The 17,400-nt window shown below is 38.0% G+C and carries 18 protein-coding genes and 1 riboswitch; of the genes, 6 read left to right on the forward strand and 12 right to left on the reverse strand.

All coding sequences use genetic code 11. The features are described from left to right. Positions 1–21: 21 nt before the first annotated feature. The 7 genes from rseP to rimO all read right to left on the reverse strand — a co-directional run bounded on the left by rseP (position 22) and on the right by rimO (position 6,919). Positions 22–1,377 carry an RIP metalloprotease RseP gene (gene rseP, locus ACPF64_RS15060; RefSeq protein WP_426454254.1) on the reverse strand — a complete coding sequence of 452 codons (1,356 nt, stop codon included), beginning with the start codon at positions 1,375–1,377 and terminating at the stop codon, positions 22–24. A gap of 1 nt (position 1,378) precedes the next feature. After that, positions 1,379–2,575 carry a 1-deoxy-D-xylulose-5-phosphate reductoisomerase gene (gene ispC / locus ACPF64_RS15065; protein WP_003652181.1) on the reverse strand — a complete coding sequence of 399 codons (1,197 nt, stop codon included), beginning with the start codon at positions 2,573–2,575 and terminating at the stop codon, positions 1,379–1,381. After that, positions 2,576–3,400: a phosphatidate cytidylyltransferase gene (locus ACPF64_RS15070; protein WP_005039985.1), complete on the reverse strand. Its 825-nt coding sequence runs from the start codon at positions 3,398–3,400 to the stop codon at positions 2,576–2,578. It lies immediately after the preceding gene. After that, positions 3,400–4,152: a polyprenyl diphosphate synthase gene (gene uppS / locus ACPF64_RS15075; RefSeq protein ID WP_416658143.1), complete on the reverse strand. Its 753-nt coding sequence runs from the start codon at positions 4,150–4,152 to the stop codon at positions 3,400–3,402. Before uppS ends, ACPF64_RS15070 begins: the two co-directional genes overlap by 1 nt. Positions 4,153–4,157: 5 nt before the next feature. After that, positions 4,158–4,712, reverse strand: a complete 555-nt coding sequence (gene frr, locus ACPF64_RS15080; RefSeq protein ID WP_004791853.1) for a ribosome recycling factor — start codon at positions 4,710–4,712, stop codon at positions 4,158–4,160. 85 nt (positions 4,713–4,797) lie between these two features. Continuing rightward, the gene (gene pyrH / locus ACPF64_RS15085; RefSeq protein ID WP_003652185.1) at positions 4,798–5,526 is read right to left on the reverse strand and encodes a UMP kinase; all 729 of its coding nucleotides are present in this window, start codon (positions 5,524–5,526) and stop codon (positions 4,798–4,800) included. A 49-nt stretch (positions 5,527–5,575) separates the two neighbouring features. After that, positions 5,576–6,919, reverse strand: a complete 1,344-nt coding sequence (gene rimO, locus ACPF64_RS15090; RefSeq protein WP_080027282.1) for a 30S ribosomal protein S12 methylthiotransferase RimO — start codon at positions 6,917–6,919, stop codon at positions 5,576–5,578. A 341-nt stretch (positions 6,920–7,260) separates the two neighbouring features. On the opposite strand from rimO, the gene glnL reads away from it, so the two are divergent. From glnL to ACPF64_RS15115, 5 genes are all read left to right on the forward strand, one after another. Continuing rightward, a complete protein-coding gene (gene glnL / locus ACPF64_RS15095; protein ID WP_003652188.1) occupies positions 7,261–8,370 on the forward strand; it encodes a nitrogen regulation protein NR(II) in 1,110 nt (369 codons plus the stop codon). Then, positions 8,357–9,850, forward strand: coding sequence for a nitrogen regulation protein NR(I) (gene glnG / locus ACPF64_RS15100; RefSeq protein ID WP_005039979.1), 1,494 nt, complete (start codon positions 8,357–8,359; stop codon positions 9,848–9,850). The genes glnL and glnG overlap by 14 nt, the downstream gene beginning before the upstream one ends. A gap of 254 nt (positions 9,851–10,104) precedes the next feature. After that, positions 10,105–10,758: a TetR/AcrR family transcriptional regulator gene (locus ACPF64_RS15105; protein WP_426454259.1), complete on the forward strand. Its 654-nt coding sequence runs from the start codon at positions 10,105–10,107 to the stop codon at positions 10,756–10,758. Positions 10,759–10,870: 112 nt separating this feature from the next. Beyond that, entirely contained in the window at positions 10,871–11,785 is a 915-nt protein-coding gene (gene argF / locus ACPF64_RS15110) for an ornithine carbamoyltransferase (protein ID WP_003652194.1), read from the forward strand. 199 nt (positions 11,786–11,984) lie between these two features. Continuing rightward, a complete protein-coding gene (locus tag ACPF64_RS15115) occupies positions 11,985–12,509 on the forward strand; it encodes a protein tyrosine phosphatase family protein (RefSeq protein WP_004643117.1) in 525 nt (174 codons plus the stop codon). Here ACPF64_RS15115 and ispF read toward each other — a convergent pair. Next, the gene (gene ispF, locus ACPF64_RS15120) at positions 12,497–12,988 is read right to left on the reverse strand and encodes a 2-C-methyl-D-erythritol 2,4-cyclodiphosphate synthase (protein WP_004643119.1); all 492 of its coding nucleotides are present in this window, start codon (positions 12,986–12,988) and stop codon (positions 12,497–12,499) included. The genes ACPF64_RS15115 and ispF overlap by 13 nt on opposite strands. A 99-nt stretch (positions 12,989–13,087) precedes the next feature. Here ispF and ACPF64_RS15125 point away from each other — a divergent pair, with 99 nt between their 5' ends. Further along, the gene (locus ACPF64_RS15125; RefSeq protein WP_270902205.1) at positions 13,088–13,732 is read left to right on the forward strand and encodes an A1S_1983 family putative colistin resistance protein; all 645 of its coding nucleotides are present in this window, start codon (positions 13,088–13,090) and stop codon (positions 13,730–13,732) included. Between the two features lie 44 nt (positions 13,733–13,776). On the opposite strand, the gene ACPF64_RS15130 is transcribed toward ACPF64_RS15125, so the two are convergent. The 4 genes from ACPF64_RS15130 to ACPF64_RS15145 form a co-directional block, all read right to left on the reverse strand. Further along, the gene (locus ACPF64_RS15130; RefSeq protein ID WP_426454263.1) at positions 13,777–15,021 is read right to left on the reverse strand and encodes a D-amino acid dehydrogenase; all 1,245 of its coding nucleotides are present in this window, start codon (positions 15,019–15,021) and stop codon (positions 13,777–13,779) included. 175 nt (positions 15,022–15,196) lie between these two features. Next, positions 15,197–15,284: riboswitch (glycine riboswitch) on the reverse strand. Positions 15,285–15,434: 150 nt separating this feature from the next. After that, positions 15,435–15,926 (reverse strand): hypothetical protein, encoded by a 492-nt coding sequence (locus tag ACPF64_RS15135; RefSeq protein WP_092707038.1) that lies wholly within the window; start codon positions 15,924–15,926, stop codon positions 15,435–15,437. Positions 15,927–16,253: 327 nt separating this feature from the next. Next, the gene (locus tag ACPF64_RS15140) at positions 16,254–16,805 is read right to left on the reverse strand and encodes a cysteine hydrolase family protein (protein WP_426454265.1); all 552 of its coding nucleotides are present in this window, start codon (positions 16,803–16,805) and stop codon (positions 16,254–16,256) included. A 304-nt stretch (positions 16,806–17,109) separates the two neighbouring features. Then, on the reverse strand, positions 17,110–17,340 hold the full coding sequence (locus ACPF64_RS15145) for a hypothetical protein (RefSeq protein ID WP_004643124.1): 231 nt from the start codon (positions 17,338–17,340) through the stop codon (positions 17,110–17,112). Positions 17,341–17,400 lie beyond the last annotated feature (60 nt).

A 17,400-nucleotide genomic window follows, 5' to 3' on the forward strand; every position in this document is an offset into this window, starting at 1 on the left:
AAGTTATAAGTCCATATACGTTTACAAACGCATAAAATCATTAAATAAAGCCAAAAGCATCATACTACCGAGCAGTACCATACCAATTTTTAGACCAAACATTTGTATTTGTTCAGAAACAGGCTTCCCTCGAATAGCTTCAATAATGTAATAAACCAGATGTCCACCATCTAGCATTGGAATTGGTAATAAATTTAAAATTCCAAGACTTACGCTCATTAAAGCCATAAATGAGATAAAAGTCTGCCATCCCATTTCTGCACTTTGTCCCGCTACTTTCGCGATTGTAATTGGTCCAGAAAGATTCTCTAAACCAATTAAACCCTTAACCATTTTTACTATTGAACTCAATATCATGCTAGAGATCTGACCAGTTTTATCTAGTGACATCTCGAAAGCTTGTATTGGAGTATATTGAATTGTTTGCTTATATTCGTCAGGAATTGTAATTTTTCCTGCATCACTTTTCACGCCCAAAACACCGCTCACTTGCCCCATGTTATCCTTTTTCCCTTGAGGCATGACTTGCAAATGAACTAATTGACCATTACGTAAAACATCAATATTGAGTAATTTTTCTGGAGAATGTTGTACTACTTCGACAACATCAAACCAGTCTTTCATTGCTTGACCATTAATTGAAGCAATACGGTCACCTACTTTCATTCCTTGACGAATTGCAGCTCCATCTTGAGTCAATTCAGTGATAACAGCTGGAATAACAGGACGATATGGTAAAAAACCTAACACATCTAAAGCTGATTCATTCTGATTTTTCAAGAAGTCTTTAATCGGTAAAACAATATTTTTCTCAGTACCGGCACGGTCTACATCAATATTTACACTACCCGTTTCACCTACACGATCAATCAAAGCAAAGTTAAGTTTTTCCCAAGTTTGCGTTTCTTTTCCATCAACCGCAATAATCTTGTCGCCGACTTGCATTTGTGCAGTTGCTGCTGGTGAGTTTGGTATAACTTTACCGACTCTAGTGTTCAGTTGCTCTTGTGCAGGTAAAAATAAGATCCAGAAAAGTAAGACAGCAAAAATCAGATTAATTAATGGACCAGCTGCAACAATTGCTATACGTTTCCATGGTTTTTGACGGTTAAATGCATAAGGTAAATCCTGCTCTGCAACATTACCTTCACGCTCATCAAGCATTTTTACATAGCCGCCCAATGGTAAAGCTGAAAGCTGATATTTGATGCCAGATTTTTTTGATGTCCATTTGAGTAAGGTAGGTCCAAAACCAATCGAATATACTAAAACCTTAACACCTAGTTTTCGTGCCACCCAGTAATGGCCGAACTCATGGATTGCAATTAAAGGACCAAGTAAAAGAGCTGCTGCTGCAATCATAAATAATGCGCTCATTTCAGCCTCCTATACTTGATATATATTGCTGTGCTACGTGTCGTGCTATTTCATCTTTATCTAAAATGCACTCAATATTTTCAGCAACTGAATTTTCCAATTTTTGCAAAGTATGCTCTACCACTTGTGGAATATTTGTAAATCCAATTTGTTCCTTTAAAAATGCAGCAACAGCAACTTCATTTGCGGCATTTAAAATAGTAGGTGCCAAACCTCCCTCACGCATTGCTTGACGTGCCAAATCAAGTGCTGGGAATTTTTGGATATCTGGCGCTTGAAAATTAAGCTGAGAATACTCAAATAAATTTAAAGCAGGAACATTAGTCTGTAAACGCTCAGGCCATGCTAAAGCATGCGCAATTGGCGTACACATATCTGGATTACCCATTTGTGCCAATGTTGAGCCATCAACATATTGCACCATAGAATGAATAATACTTTGTGGGTGAACAACAACTGTAACAAAATGTTCAGATATTGAAAACAAATGGCACGCCTCAATCAACTCCAACCCTTTATTCATAAGAGTAGCCGAGTCAACTGAGATTTTCTGTCCCATAGACCAATTAGGATGCTTACAGGCTTGTTGAGGAGTAACTTCTTTTAATTGCTCTAAAGAATGGTTTAAAAAAGGTCCACCAGAGGCTGTTAATAATATTCTAGATACGCCCTGCTGCGGTTGCCCATTTCTTTCGGCTTCTAAATAATTATGAGGTAATGACTGAAAAATAGCGTTGTGTTCGGAATCCACTGGCAATAACAACGCCTGATGATCACGTGCTGCTTGCATCATGATTTCACCAGACATAACCAAAGCTTCTTTATTCGCTAATAATACCCGCTTGCCAGCTTTTACAGCAGCCAAAGTGGGCAACAAACCTGCGGCACCAACAATTGCAGCCATAACCACATCAACATCTGGATGAGAAGCAATGCTTACCAGACCTTGCTGGCCAACCAGAATTTCAATATTTTGTAATTTATTATCTGCAAATAATGCTGTTAATTCGACAACTTTTTGCTCTGGAACAACCACAACTTTTGGTTGGAACTGTTTACAAATTTCAACCAACTCAGAAATTCGGCTATGAGCTGAAACTGCAAACACTGAATACTTATCAGGATGTTGATTTAAAATTTTTAAGGTACTTTGACCAATGGAACCGGTTACACCTAATATGCAAACAGATTGTGTCATCTATAAATCTACACCAATAAGTTTTAATATATACATTCCCGTTGCAAAGATCGGGGCTGCAGCAAGTAAAGAATCAATACGATCTAAAACACCACCATGACCAGGTAGAACACGGCCAGAATCTTTAATACCGGCACGACGTTTAATCATTGATTCAAATAAGTCACCCAAGACTGAACCAAATACTGTAATTAATGACAATATAAGAAACAGAATTTGCTGAATTAAAGTTAAATTTAGATAATGATATTGCACAACCAACATTATTACTACGGTCGTAATGACACCACCATACAAACCTTCCACTGATTTGTTAGGGCTTACAGTCGGAGCTAGCTTTCTTTTCCCAAATTTGCGACCAACAAAGTAAGCACCACTATCTGCGCCCCATACGAGCAAGAACAGATACATTAACCACCATGGTGAACTCTGCCATACTACAAAAATTGACGTTACCGCAGCACAGACTAAAATTATGCCAATCACATACAAGGTCGCGTTATACCAGCCATCAAATTCAGGAAATGACTTAACCCAATATACACTTACAATCCAAGTCAAAATTGAAGCAGACCACAAAAGTAATGCAATATCATGGAAAAATAGGGCAACACCTGAAACAAATGCAACGAGCAGACCGTAACACCAAGCTTTGGGTTTAACAGCATTTGCAGTTTCGCGAGGCATTAATTTATACCATTCATATCCCGCAACCCCTGCTGCAACAATCATAAGAACCAACATTGGATAATGTGATTGCGTAGCAAACATACAGCCTAAAACAACTGCAACAAGTACCAATGCGGTAACAATCCGCTCTAACATTATAAATTCTCTATTTTCTCTTGCTGAATTTGTTCAGATGTTTTGCCAAAACGACGTTCACGCCCTGAAAAAACATTCAATGCATGATCGAACTCTTTTACTGTAAATTCTGGCCATAAAGTATCCGTAAAATACAGTTCCGCATAAGCTGCTTGCCATAACAAGAAATTAGATATGCGATAATCTCCGCCTGTACGGATTAATAGGTCCACAGCTGGCAGATCGTTTAGACTGACATATTTTTCGAACAAATCAACATTTATTTGATCAGCACCAAATTCACCACGGGAAACTGCTTGAGCAACCTGTTTTGCTGCATTTGCAATGTCCCACATCCCACCATAACTAATTGCAATAGTTAGAGTCATAGTGTCATGGTGTGCTGTCTGTTGCTCTGCATCTTCCATTAAGGCAACTAAGTGTGAGGATAATCGAGAACGATCACCGATAAAACGCAAAGCAATATTAAATTTCTTCATGCGAGGTATTTGCTCATGAATAGTTTCTTCAAGAAGCTTCATAAGCAGATCGACTTCATACTGCGGTCGATTCCAATTTTCACTTGAAAATGCAAAAACAGTTAAAGCACGAATACCAGTTTTTTTACAATGTTCAACGATAGGATCAAGAACATTTTTACCCTCCCGATGCCCATCACCTTTTTGCATTTGATTTTTTTTTGCAAAGCGGTTGTTGCCATCCATAATGATGGCAACATGCTTGGGAAGATGATACTCTTCAGAATCGGTCATAAAAATTAGACCTTCATCAATTCTGCTTCTTTCGCTGCAAGACGCTTGTCTACTTCTGCAACATATTTGTCAGTAATTTTCTGGATATCATCACCTGCACGGCGTTCATCATCTTCAGAAATTTCTTTTTCTTTTAGCAATGCTTTGATATCACCCAATACATCACGGCGAATATTACGAATCGCAACTTTTGCATTTTCAGCTTCATTACGCGCAACTTTTTGCATATCACGACGCGTTTCTTCAGTTAATGCTGGTAAAGGTACACGAATTGCATCTGCTGTAATCGGGTTTAAACCAAGATCACTTTCACGGATTGCCTTATCAATAGCTGAAACCATTGTACGCTCAAATGGCTGAACAATAAGCGTACGAGAGTCTTCAATACCCACGTTTGCTACTTGATTTAAAGGCACATCAGAACCGTAGTAAGGAACCATTACACCATTTAAGATTGATGGGTGTGCACGGCCGGTACGAACTTTAGCAAACCCTAGTTCCAAAGACTCTAGAGTTTTTAACATACGCTGTTCGCTGTCTTTTTTCAGATCGTTAATCATATGATCTACCTTACTTATTTATTCAAAGATATATTTAACAAATTTAATTTAGCGCTAGTATAAAGAGCTTTAGGTAACACGTACATTATTTAGTAACGCGCGTCCCTTCTTTTTCACCCATTACTACTGACAATAACGCACCTGATTTATTCATATCAAAAACTTGCAATGGCACATTATGGTCTCGACATAAACAAATAGCGGTCAAATCCATAACACCAAGTTTTTCATCTAACACCTGATCAAAGGTTAAATGATCGTATTTAACAGCATCTTCAAATTTACTTGGATCTTTATTATAAACGCCATCTACTTTAGTCGCTTTTAAAATCAAATTCGCTTCAATTTCAATTCCACGTAAACATGCCGCTGTATCCGTTGTGAAAAATGGATTTCCTGTACCCGCAACGAAAACACAAACTTCACCTTGGCTCAAATGACGGATAGCATCACGACTTGAATAAGACTCTACCACTGTACCAATTGGCAATGCAGACATAAGACGAGTTCTGATATTACGACGGACTAGAGCATCACGCATAGCTAAGCCATTCATTACAGTTGCGAGCATACCCATTTGATCGCCTGTTACACGACCAACCAAGCCATCTTTTTGCAACTGACTACCACGGTACAAATTACCGCCACCCACAACGATACCCACTTGTACACCCAAGCCAACCAAGTGTGCAATTGAAAGGGACATATGATCTAAAACTTGGGCATCAATACCCATGTCTTTATTACCTGACAATGCCTCACCAGATAATTTTAATAGAATACGTGAATAACGAGGGCTAATTGTTTCCGCCATGACTTTGCTCCAAAACCTCTTAAACTGAATGCTCTTTAATATATTTCGATTAAACCGATTTAATTTTAATTAACTTTGCAAATAAATCGTATTCATCCGCATCGGTAATTTCGACTTCCAACATATCGCCCGGTTGAATAGTGTTCTTATCGATATCTTCTACAAACACATTACCGTCAATTTCCGGAGCATCAGCATAAGAACGTGCAACGGCAACAGGATATTCATCTTCTAAACTATCGACCAAAACAGTCATCGTTTGACCAATACGTTTTTGCAATCTGGCAGCAGAAATTTCTTGCTGGACTTGCATAAAGCGCTCGTAACGCTCTTGTTTAATTTCTTCTGGCACATGATCTGGCAAATCATTTGCCGTTGCACCTTCTACTGGTGAATAGGTAAAACAACCCACACGATCAAGTTGAGCTTCAACCAACCAATCAAGCAACAGCTGGAAGTCTTCTTCAGTTTCACCTGGGAAACCCACCACAAAAGTAGAACGGATCACAAGATCAGGACATTTCTCACGCCACAACTTAATTTTTTCTAGTGTATTTTCACTGTGAGCCGGACGCTTCATTAACTTAAGAATACGTGGGCTTGCGTGTTGGAATGGAATATCTAGATATGGCAGGATTTTACCTTGTGCCATTAAATCAATTACCGCATCCACATGTGGATATGGATAAACATAGTGTAAACGCACCCAGATCCCGAGTTGACCTAGTGCTTCACACATGTCGAAGAATTTTGTCTTAACAGGCTGACCATTCCAGAAGTCAAGCTTGTACTTGGTGTCTACACCATAAGCTGATGTATCTTGAGAAATAACCAAGATTTCTTTAACACCCGCTCTTTTAAGCGCAGCAGCTTCTTCTAATACACTACCGACTGGACGAGAAACCAAGTCACCACGCATACTTGGGATAATACAGAAGGTACAACGATGGTTACATCCTTCAGATATTTTTAAGTAAGCATAATGCTTTGGTGTTAATCGAATTCCTTGTTCAGGAACTAAGTCAACAAACGGGTTATGTTTAGGTGGTGCTGGTACATATTCATGCACAGCTTCCATCACATCTTGATAAGCTGCTGCACCAGTAACCTTTAAAACGTTTGGATGCATTTGACGAATTTTATCTTCGTCTTTACCTAAGCATCCAGTAACGATCACTCGACCATTTTCACTCATGGCCTCGCCAATTGCATCTAGCGACTCTTGTACCGCAGATTCAATAAAACCACAGGTATTAACAACTACTAAATCAGCACCATCATAATCTGATGCAACTTGATAACCTTCAGTCTTTAACTGAGTTAAAATTCGTTCAGAATCTACCAATGCCTTAGGACAACCTAAAGAAACAAAACCGACTTTGGGGGTCTTCATGAATCTGCGCTCCACTTGAATGCGCGTATTGTATGTCTTTTCTTGTCTCAAGCATAGGTGGAAAGCCTACTCTTTGTGTAATGCACCAAAATACAACCAACATTTGCACCAAAACTCACCTTTGCACCAATTTAGATCATGTTATTATCTAAACTTGAGCCATCCGCTTTGATCAAAAGATATAAAGAACGATTTAAGCGCGTTTTTAAGTACCTTAAAACTTTAAAATAACCCATAAACAAAGTTGGCGTATATTTTGCATCGTTCATGTTCTATAACGGTGAAAATCCGAAAACCAAGAAGATGCCATTGCGCTATTTTAAGACAGGAACGATTCGCTAATGGATCAACACAACCCTATCGACTATCGCCTATTGGTAGACAATTTAACTACTGCGATTTTATTAATCGATAGTAACTTGAACATTTTTTATTTAAATTCAGCCTGTGAAGCACTATTTGACATTAGTTTGCTCCGTGCTTCAGGACAGCCCGTTTTAAACTTGCTTCATGCCCCTGACGATACTTTTAATACGCATGAAGCTTTATTGAACACCATAAAAACCGGACAACCCTATACACGTCGAGAAGCTGTCATTAATGTCAACTTTAAAGATCTACATGTGGATTACACAGTTTCTCAATTAAATGCAGGTAAAAGCTACCATCCATTACTATTGATCGAACTTAACCCAATTGATCGCATGTTAAAGATTTCAAAAGAAGAAAATCTGGTTCAACAGCATCAGGTCGCTAGACAGCTCGTGCGTGGTGTTGCACATGAAATTAAAAACCCACTTGCAGGTATTCGGGGAGCAACCCAGTTACTCGCTCGTAGTTTAAATGATAAGACTTATGCAGAATTCACAGATGTCATCATTAATGAAGTAGATCGTTTAACTAACTTGGCTGATACCATGTTAGGTTCTAGACAACTACCAAGCTATGAAAATGTTAACGTACACGAACCCTTAGAACGAGTACGCTCTCTTATTGCAAACCAGACAAAGAAGAAAATTAAAATTATACGTGACTATGATTTGTCATTACCCGATGTTAATGCCGATCGAGATCAGTTAATACAGGTCATGCTCAATATTAGTGTAAATGCAATTCAAGCCATTACAGAAAACAAAGCATTTTTTATAGATCAGGAACCGGAATTAATTCTACGTACGCGAATACAGCGTCTTGTCACGATTAATGGTGTACTGAATCGATCCACCGTTCGGGTCGACATTGAAGATAATGGACCAGGCATTCCTGAAAGTATTTTGGAGTCAGTGTTCTATCCATTGGTTACTGGACGAGCAAAAGGTACTGGGCTTGGCCTGAGTATTGCACAGAATATTATGCATCAACATAACGGAATGATTGAATGCCAATCTGTTCCTGGAAAAACTATTTTTAGCTTATATTTACCTTGGGAGTCAGACCGTGTCGCGAAATAAAATATGGGTTATTGATGATGATCGCGCCATGCGATGGGTATTGGAAAAGACCTTTAAAGAAGAGGGTTTTGATGTTACCAATTTTGAAGAAGCTCAAACTGCGCTTGAACGTTTGCATCATGACGCTCCCGATGTCATTTTAACTGACATACGCATGCCTGGGATTGATGGGTTAACTTTCTTATCTAAAGTCAAAAACACTCATCCAGATTTACCTGTCATTATTATGACTGCACACTCCGATTTAGAATCTGCTGTTTCAAGCTATCAAACAGGTGCATTTGAATATTTACCAAAGCCATTTGATATTGATGAAGCTTTAGCTTTAGTAAATCGTGCAATCCTGCATATCAACAAGCTACAACAGCAAGAAGCTACAAAAACAGCTTTACCTCTTCAATCAACAGAAATTATTGGTGAATCTCCAGCAATGCAGGAGGTTTTCCGCGCCATCGGCCGTTTATCTCAATCTCATATTACCGTTTTAATTAATGGTGAATCAGGGACAGGTAAAGAACTAGTTGCGCATGCTTTACACAAGCACTCCCCACGCCGTGCTAAGCCTTTTATTGCTTTAAATATGGCTGCAATTCCAAAAGACTTGATTGAAACCGAGTTGTTTGGTCATGAAAAAGGCGCTTTTACAGGAGCAAACACTCAGCATCAAGGCCGCTTTGAACAAGCAAATGGCGGAACACTATTCCTTGATGAAATTGGTGACATGCCATTTGAAACACAGACTCGACTACTTCGTGTCCTTGCCGACGGTGAATTTTATCGTGTAGGTGGACATATCCCAGTTAAAGTTGATGTTCGAATCGTTGCAGCAACGCATCAGGATTTAGAAAAGCTGGTAAACGAAGGTCGCTTCCGTGAAGACTTATATCACCGCTTAAATGTGATCCGCATTCACATTCCTAAACTTGCTCACCGTAGCGAAGATATCCCAATGCTTGCTCAGCACTTTCTTGCGCGTGCAGGTAAAGAGCTTGGCGTAAGTCCAAAAATCTTACGTACCGAGACAACAGACTATATGCAACAGTTGCCATGGCCCGGCAATGTTCGACAACTTGAAAACACGTGCCGCTGGTTAACTGTAATGATCACCGGGCGTGAAGTGTATCCAGAAGATTTACCTTCTGAACTCAAACAGGTTCCATTGCAAAAGAATACTGATGCTGGACAACCTGCCCCTTCATTTGAACGCATTTCTTTACACCATTGGGATGAACTGTTAAACCAATGGGCAATTCAAAAACTTAAGAATGGTGAAATGAAGATTTTGGATATCGCTACACCAATGTTTGAGCGCACGTTAATTAACGCTGCCTTACAACAAACGCGTGGACGCAAACGCCATGCAGCAGAATTACTGGGTTGGGGCCGCAACACTCTAACTCGCAAGTTAAAAGAACTTGGAATGGATTCTGCAGACGATGATGAAGAGGATGAACATAAGGTTACCCAAACTGAAGCCTAAAAAGCTTATTACCTAAATGAAAAGCGGCTAAGGATGTCTTAGCCGCTTTATTTTTTTATTAAATTTAAAAATGAACATCAGGTTACATCATTAGAGCACCCTAAAAATAGATCTAACCAACTATTTTATATAAGTTAATTTTTAAGTTATTTTATTTAGTGTTCAGCAGTTGATCTAAAAAAATAGTGATGACCATCCTTAAAGATAGTTTTGCTATACTAAATAAGCAAAGTTAGTCGTTGTTATTAAATTTTATGCATGATTCAGTCCTTGAGTCACATCATTCAGTATGTGAAAAACCTCAAACACGCCGCGGTATTGAACGTCGTTTAGCTCTTCTGTTAAGCGCGACCGAGCTGTTTCTGGAAAAAGGATATGATGCCGTTTCACTTGATGACATTGTTAATCATGCCGGTGGCTCTAAGGCTTCTATTTATAAATATTTTGGCAATAAAGAGGGGCTTTTTGCCGCTATTTGTGATCATAAACGTGAAATGTTTTTTAAAGATGTATGTATTCCATTCCAACCAGAAAAAAGTACTTTAAGAGAATATCTTATTCAAACACTCAATCGTGTTTATGTTCACATTATTCAACCCGAACATGTTGCTTTTTTACGACTTATTATCGAACAGACCGAGTGTAATACTGCGCTCATACAATACCTATATGACAAATGGGTACACAATTTACAAAACACGCTTACCCAAGCATTAGAGTCTGCAGATAAATCAGGGGAAATTACATGCAATTCTCCCTATTATTCTTCACTCATGTATTTTGGGATTTTACGCGATATTGAATGGCGTATGATTATGGGTATGCCTGCTCTACCAGATGAGAAAGAAGCTATTGATTATATTGAATATTGCGTAGATATTTTCCTCAAGGGCCACCATAAAGTCTAATTCTTTTGCATTTTAAAATGCTTATAGTATAGTAGACTTCTTTTTTTCCACATCCACCCAGCCAACAACAGATAATTGTTGTATTTCCTAACAATTATTATGGAGTAGCTACATGGCTCTAAGACATTTCCTGACTTTACGTGATCTATCCACTCTAGAACTTAATCGCATTTTAGAACGCGCAAGCGAGCTTAAAAAAATGCAGCATGACAATAAGGTATTCCAACCTTTTGTTGGTAAAGTATTGGGAATGATTTTTGAGAAATCAAGCACGCGTACACGTATCTCTTTTGAAGCAGGCATTAATCAATTTGGTGGTAGTGCGATTTTTCTATCGCCTCGCGACACACAATTAGGTCGTGGTGAACCGATTGAAGACTCAGCACGTGTAATTTCAAGTATGCTTGATATTGTGATGATTCGTACTTTCGGTCATGACATTGTTGAACGTTTTGCATCGTATTCAAAAGTTCCTGTTATTAACGGTTTGACAGATGACCATCATCCTTGCCAGTTACTTGCAGATTTACAGACTTATAATGAACACCGCGGTAGCATTAAAGGCAAAACTGTTGCTTGGATTGGTGATGGCAATAATATGTGTAACTCATATATTGAAGCTGCACACATGATGGGCTTTAAACTCAAAATTGCATCGCCGAAAGGATATGAGCCTAAACCTGAATTTCTGGCAGAGTTTGGTCATTGTGTTGAAGTTTTTGACAATGCAGAAGACGCTGCTGTAAATGCTGACCTCATCGTGACAGATGTATGGGCAAGCATGGGACAAGAAGAAGAACAGAAGCTTCGTGAAAGAGCCTTTGCTGCTTTTCAGGTCAATGAAAAATTAATGGGACTTGCTCATCCTGACTGTTTGTTCATGCACTGTTTACCTGCCCATCGTGGTGAAGAAATTTCTGAAACAATGCTAGACCATAAAAATGCAGTGGTCTGGGATGAAGCTGAAAACCGCCTACATGCACAAAAAGCCTTGATGGAATTTTTACTAAATGAACATCTGAAATAAGCTTAATTTCTTTCTTTAAAACAGCACTTCTATCGTGCTGTTTTTTTATTTTCTAAATTACTTCTTTTGTTTAGTATAATTTTTTTAATATTCTTGTTTAGGCTGACGAATATATAAGCAAGCCGTATTTTATCTCTCATATATAATCGTGTATAACATTGAACACAATAAGCCAAACTCACTCTTGCTGAGTACGATCATGACCACTCTTGAACAATCATTAGCTCAAATCCCTACTTTTTCTGTTATTCATGAGCACTTATTTAGTTCAGCTCAACCCTCAATCGAACAACTGAAACTGATTAAAGAATATGGTTGCAGTACAGTCATTAATCTCGCTTTAAGTAACGCACCAAATCATATTGAAAATGAAGATCGTATTTGTTTAGACCTCGGTTTAAATTATATCCATATTCCAATTGACTGGGAGACTCCATCTGCCGAGCAATGTTTATTAGTACTCGATCTCATTGATCATTTAGTCCAGAATGAAATTGTCTGGATTCACTGTACTAAAAACGATCGCTCTAGTTGCCTCATGTATGTCTATAGACAGTTTTATATGAATATGGACATGCCTACTTCTCAAGATTTACTCCATGAAATTTGGGAACCTAATGAAACTTGGACAGGTCTTATTCATAGCATTACCTTACAGCTACAAGGCCGTAAGGCAACTCTAGAGCTTCAACAGTCTTTGCAACAGGTTGATCACTTAGTGTGATGAGAGACCAGAACAGTTGCTGTAGCTAAAATACCTTCTTGACGACCGGTAAACCCAAGTTTTTCGGTTGTCGTCGCTTTAATACTAATTTGATTAACATCTACATTTAAAACATTAGCAATACTTTGACGCATTTCCAAATTATGCTTAGCTAATTTGGGACGCTCACAAGCCACCGTAATGTCAGCATTATTTAACTGATAACCGCGATCCAATATGAGTTGGTAAACATGCTTTAACAATACTCGACTATCTGCGCCTTTGTATTCTGGGTCAGTGTCAGGAAAGTGTTGTCCAATATCTCCGAGTGCCAGAGCACCTAACAAAGCATCACACAGAGCATGAAGAACCACATCACCATCAGAGTGTGCTTTCAAGCCATGCGTATGTGGAATTTGAATGCCAGCCAATGTAACGAAGTCCCCCGCTTCAAAGGCATGTACATCCATTCCTTGTCCAATTCGAATTTGAGCAACCATATAACTATTACCTTCCATAAAAACTTAAGAAATCTTGTATTCAGCCTTTCTGTTTCGCTATAGTACACCTAGCAAAGTAGACTGAAAGTATAAGCGATCATGCTGTCTAATACTGATATGAATCAATTGAAAAGATTAAGTTTTGCCGTGACACTGAGTTGTTTATGTTCATCTCTTGTCTTTGCAGAATCAATAGACTGCTCCAACTCTGGAACTGAGCTTAAAATCTGCTCAAAAACATTTAGTGAATCGAAGAAACAACTCGATAATAAATATCTTTCCGCATATTTAGTTACTGATGCCCCCTTACAGCTTTTACAGGATACACAAAAGTTATGGTCTAAACATACTCAGCAATGCAAGAGTAATACATGCATTCAGCAACAGTTTGATTTACGTACTGATGACTTAAATTTTTATGCATCACTTAAGCAAACGCTTACCCAACATTATCTTAAGTTTGAAAATGGACGTATAGCTGCACAACCTGTTCACATTCAAGTCCATCAGCTTGCAAAGGATAAAATCAAGATTGAAGGAATAGCATACCGCAATCCAAATAACCGTAAAGAAACTCAAACGATTTCCTTAATGGCCTATAGTTCGCCTGAACAAAAAAGTGAAATTTTAGACAATGAGCACAACTGTAAATATCAGTTTAATTTTCAAAAAGCTTTACTTAATGTGAAAACCCAACAAAAAGGCTGTGAACGCTTTAGCGGAATCTACCGACTATATGATTAATACGTAAAATAAAAGCCAGTGTTTAAACACTGGCTTTTTACTTTCTAGACCGGATATTTTTGAGCAATATCCTGACCCACTAAAACTGCTGTCGCCGCAGACAAAGTCCAACCTAAGTGCCCATGTCCGGTATTATAGAAAATACGCGGTTGTTTAGACTGCTTCACCACAGGCAGCATATTAGGCATCATAGGCCTTAAACCCGCCCAAGGCACCACATGCTCAGTGGAAATATCGAAATTACGGTTTACCCAATTCACCAATGGTTGAATACGATCAGCCCGTATGTCGCGGTTGTAACCGTTAAATTCAGCAGTCCCTGCCACGCGTAACCGATCTTTACCTAAACGAGAAGTCACGATTTTAGCACTTTCATCTAGTAAACTTACCCACGGTGCATTCTTTACACTTTGCTCATCTTTTAATTGCACGGTAATTGAATAACCTTTTACCGGGTAGACATTTACTCGCTCTCCAATCATATCGGCGAGTTGATAACTCCCTACACCACCACAAACTACAAGCACATCACCTTCGATCTGGATGCTATCGGATTCAACAAGATAAGGATGCTCTGCGCTTGGCTGACAACTTACGATCACTTTGTCTGGATGACACTTAATATCTGTGACGTCCAAACCAAACTTATACTCAACACCGTATTGTTTAGTCTTTTCAGCCAAAGAGGTTGAATATTTATGAATATCCCCCGTTGCATCACTTGGTGTGTAATAACCACCAAAATATTCACCCGTTAATGATGGCTCTATCGTTTTCATCTCATCAGGTGAAACTGAATAGCGTTCCAATTTACCTTTATTCAAGACATCATTGACTTGTTTAGCGATCTCATAATCGGCCTTACTATGATACATATGAAGAATGCCACGTTTCTCCAAATCAAACTGAAGTTGCTCTTTTTCTGCAACTTCAAACAAGCGCTTACGGGCGAGTAATGCCAATCGGACCGTCTCGATCGTATTAGCTTCATAGTGTTTAATATGGGATAAGAACTCAACCAGCCAACTATACTTATGCAAACTAAATGAAGGATTCAGTAGTAGCGGCGCATCTTTTTGCCTCATCCACTTAAAGCCTTTAACTACAGTGGCTTTTTGGTTCCATACTTCGGCATTGCAAGCCGATAATTGCCCTCCATTGGCAAATGATGTTTCCATTGCAGGATATAGATGTCGATCAATCACTGTGACTTGATAACCCAGTTGCGATAATTCATAGGCAGAGGTAACCCCTGTGATTCCCGCACCTATCACAATAACATGTGGCATAACAGACTCCTCAGAAATGCAAAACATTTCATCAGTACAGCCCATCTGTCATTGGTACCTGAGAGTTTCGACCCCAACGTTACCTTTTAACGTTTAGATCTTCCCCTTCGGTGAGTTTATAATTTATAAGTTATTATTTTCACTTCTTATAAATCTAAGCTTCTCTCCAGATTTTTTAATTATTACAGTCCTTCTGCCTGAGAGTTTCCGGGCTTGTTGCTCCTTCGGCGGGTTCTTTCGAACCTCTCTCCCGCAATAATTTTGTATTTATATAAGCAATGTATCTGCCACTTTAAAAAAAACGCATTCTTTTCTTGTAAACTTTTGTACCAGCAATTAGCAATTTATAAATCATTAATTTAATTATAAAAATAAAAAAGGTGAATCTTTATGAATTCACCTTTTGTGTTTAATTAGAGTTTTCCATTGAGCACTGGGTCTGAAACTGTACCCTTCCATTGCTCACGCAAGGTTGGTAAATAAAATTTCTCACCAATAGTGACCAATTCTGCATCAATCAATGCGTGAACTTCGTGCATAAAAATATAATCAAGTGCAACCAAAGAAAGTTCATGATTTTTTTGGGCTGTTTTCTTACGTTTCGCTTGAGCTTGTTTCACTAACTCATTCGCAAAATTTTTATCTTTATAAGCCGTAATTGCATTTAAACGTAGTTCAATAACACCCCATCCAGCTAATAGCTTTTTAAACACATCAAAATCTTCTGAAGTTGATTCCCATGTTACATTTTCTAGATCATTATCATCAGGTAAAACTGGCAATAACAGATCACCTGTACTTGGGAAAATCTTTTTAAGATTTAACAGAAACTTAACAGGCTGATCACCGGGATAATCATTAAATTGCACATGTTGTTGGGTATCTGTCAAATAAATAGAGAGCATTCAAAAATCCTTAGCTAAGCTTCTGTTTTCAATCACTTTATCCTCAATTCTGCAAATTAGATGCAAAACAAAAACAATATAAAAACAGGACAAGGTGCGCATTTTAACAATTATGACAGCTTATTCAACGCTAATTCGCCATTAATTAGTGAAACTTCCCCCCTCTTGATAAAAAGCCCTCCGAAAAGAGCTCTTTGTTAATGCAGGCTCAATTCTTGCCATCGCTATAAACCCCACCAATAACTTGTCTTTAGCAGGGCTTCTTATGCCGTAATAGATACACAGCTAATAAGACTTTTTAATAAAGTTGTTCGCCCTAGTTCTAAACTAAACTGAAGAAATAAACTCTGCTGTAGTTTTTAACTGAGCAAAAGCATTGCTTAAAACTTGGTTATGATGATCAATGACTTGCGGAGCATTTAAAACTGCTGAATCAGTTGTTGTATGTGCATCTGAAATTAGTGTCACTTTATATCCATACTCTGAAGCAGCCCTAACAGTAGTATCAATACAATATTCAGTTTTCATTCCAGTCATTATGATTTCATCAATATCAATTTTCTCTAATACTTCTTTTAAAACAGTATTTTTAAAGCTGCTCGGGTACATTTTTTCAATGACTGTATCTTTATGTGGATTAAAAGATAAGTCTGTAATTAGTTGAGTGTTCGGGCTGTTTGGATCTAATAGTGTGCCTTTCTCACCGACATGCCGAATAAAGATAATTGGTCTATCATTCAACCGGCAATATTCAATAAGGCTAAGAATATTTGAAAGTACAAGTTTGACATTATGTGGCTTAGGGTCCCCGTTAAATAAGCCATTTTGCATATCAATAACGAGTAAAGCCGATTTTGAGTTACTACTGAGTTTTTTCATAATCTTTCTCTATAAAACCAATAATGAACAGAGAAAAATTAACCCAGCCATTATTGGCTGGGTTTGGTTATCTTATTAATTCACTTTAATAAAAAATCACACGCAGCCTTCCTTAAAGGTCGTGGTGGTGGTAGTGATTTTATTCAAAAAACAGTTCATGTATTTTAACTGCCCATAATTAAAGCGTGATTAACCATACCATAGCTTTTTGAAAAGAAACAAAGCTTTTTAAATTTTTTATTTTGTGAAGTGCCTTTTACTCTTAATTAGTTCTTACAGAAATATCTCACACTAAAAAGCTAATTTATTTAACCGAAAGTAAGTATTCATATGCTGTTTTTTCATCACTCTGTAGTTTAATGACTGCATCAGTTTCATCATTCAAAGTAAGGTTAAATACCTTCTCACCATCATAAGAAATTTGATGGCCCATACGGAATTCTGAATCAATTGACTCAAGAATAATAAAATTCCCTTCGATATTCGAAGCAATATAGTAAGTATTGTTCCGATGAACATATCTAATTGTGTACATCACTATTTAAATTCCATCTAAAAAATTATGTTTTTTCTTAAATAATAAAAAAGCTCACTT

This window comes from Acinetobacter sp. KB005 (genome assembly GCF_049949095.1).
Lineage (GTDB): Bacteria > Pseudomonadota > Gammaproteobacteria > Pseudomonadales > Moraxellaceae > Acinetobacter > Acinetobacter calcoaceticus.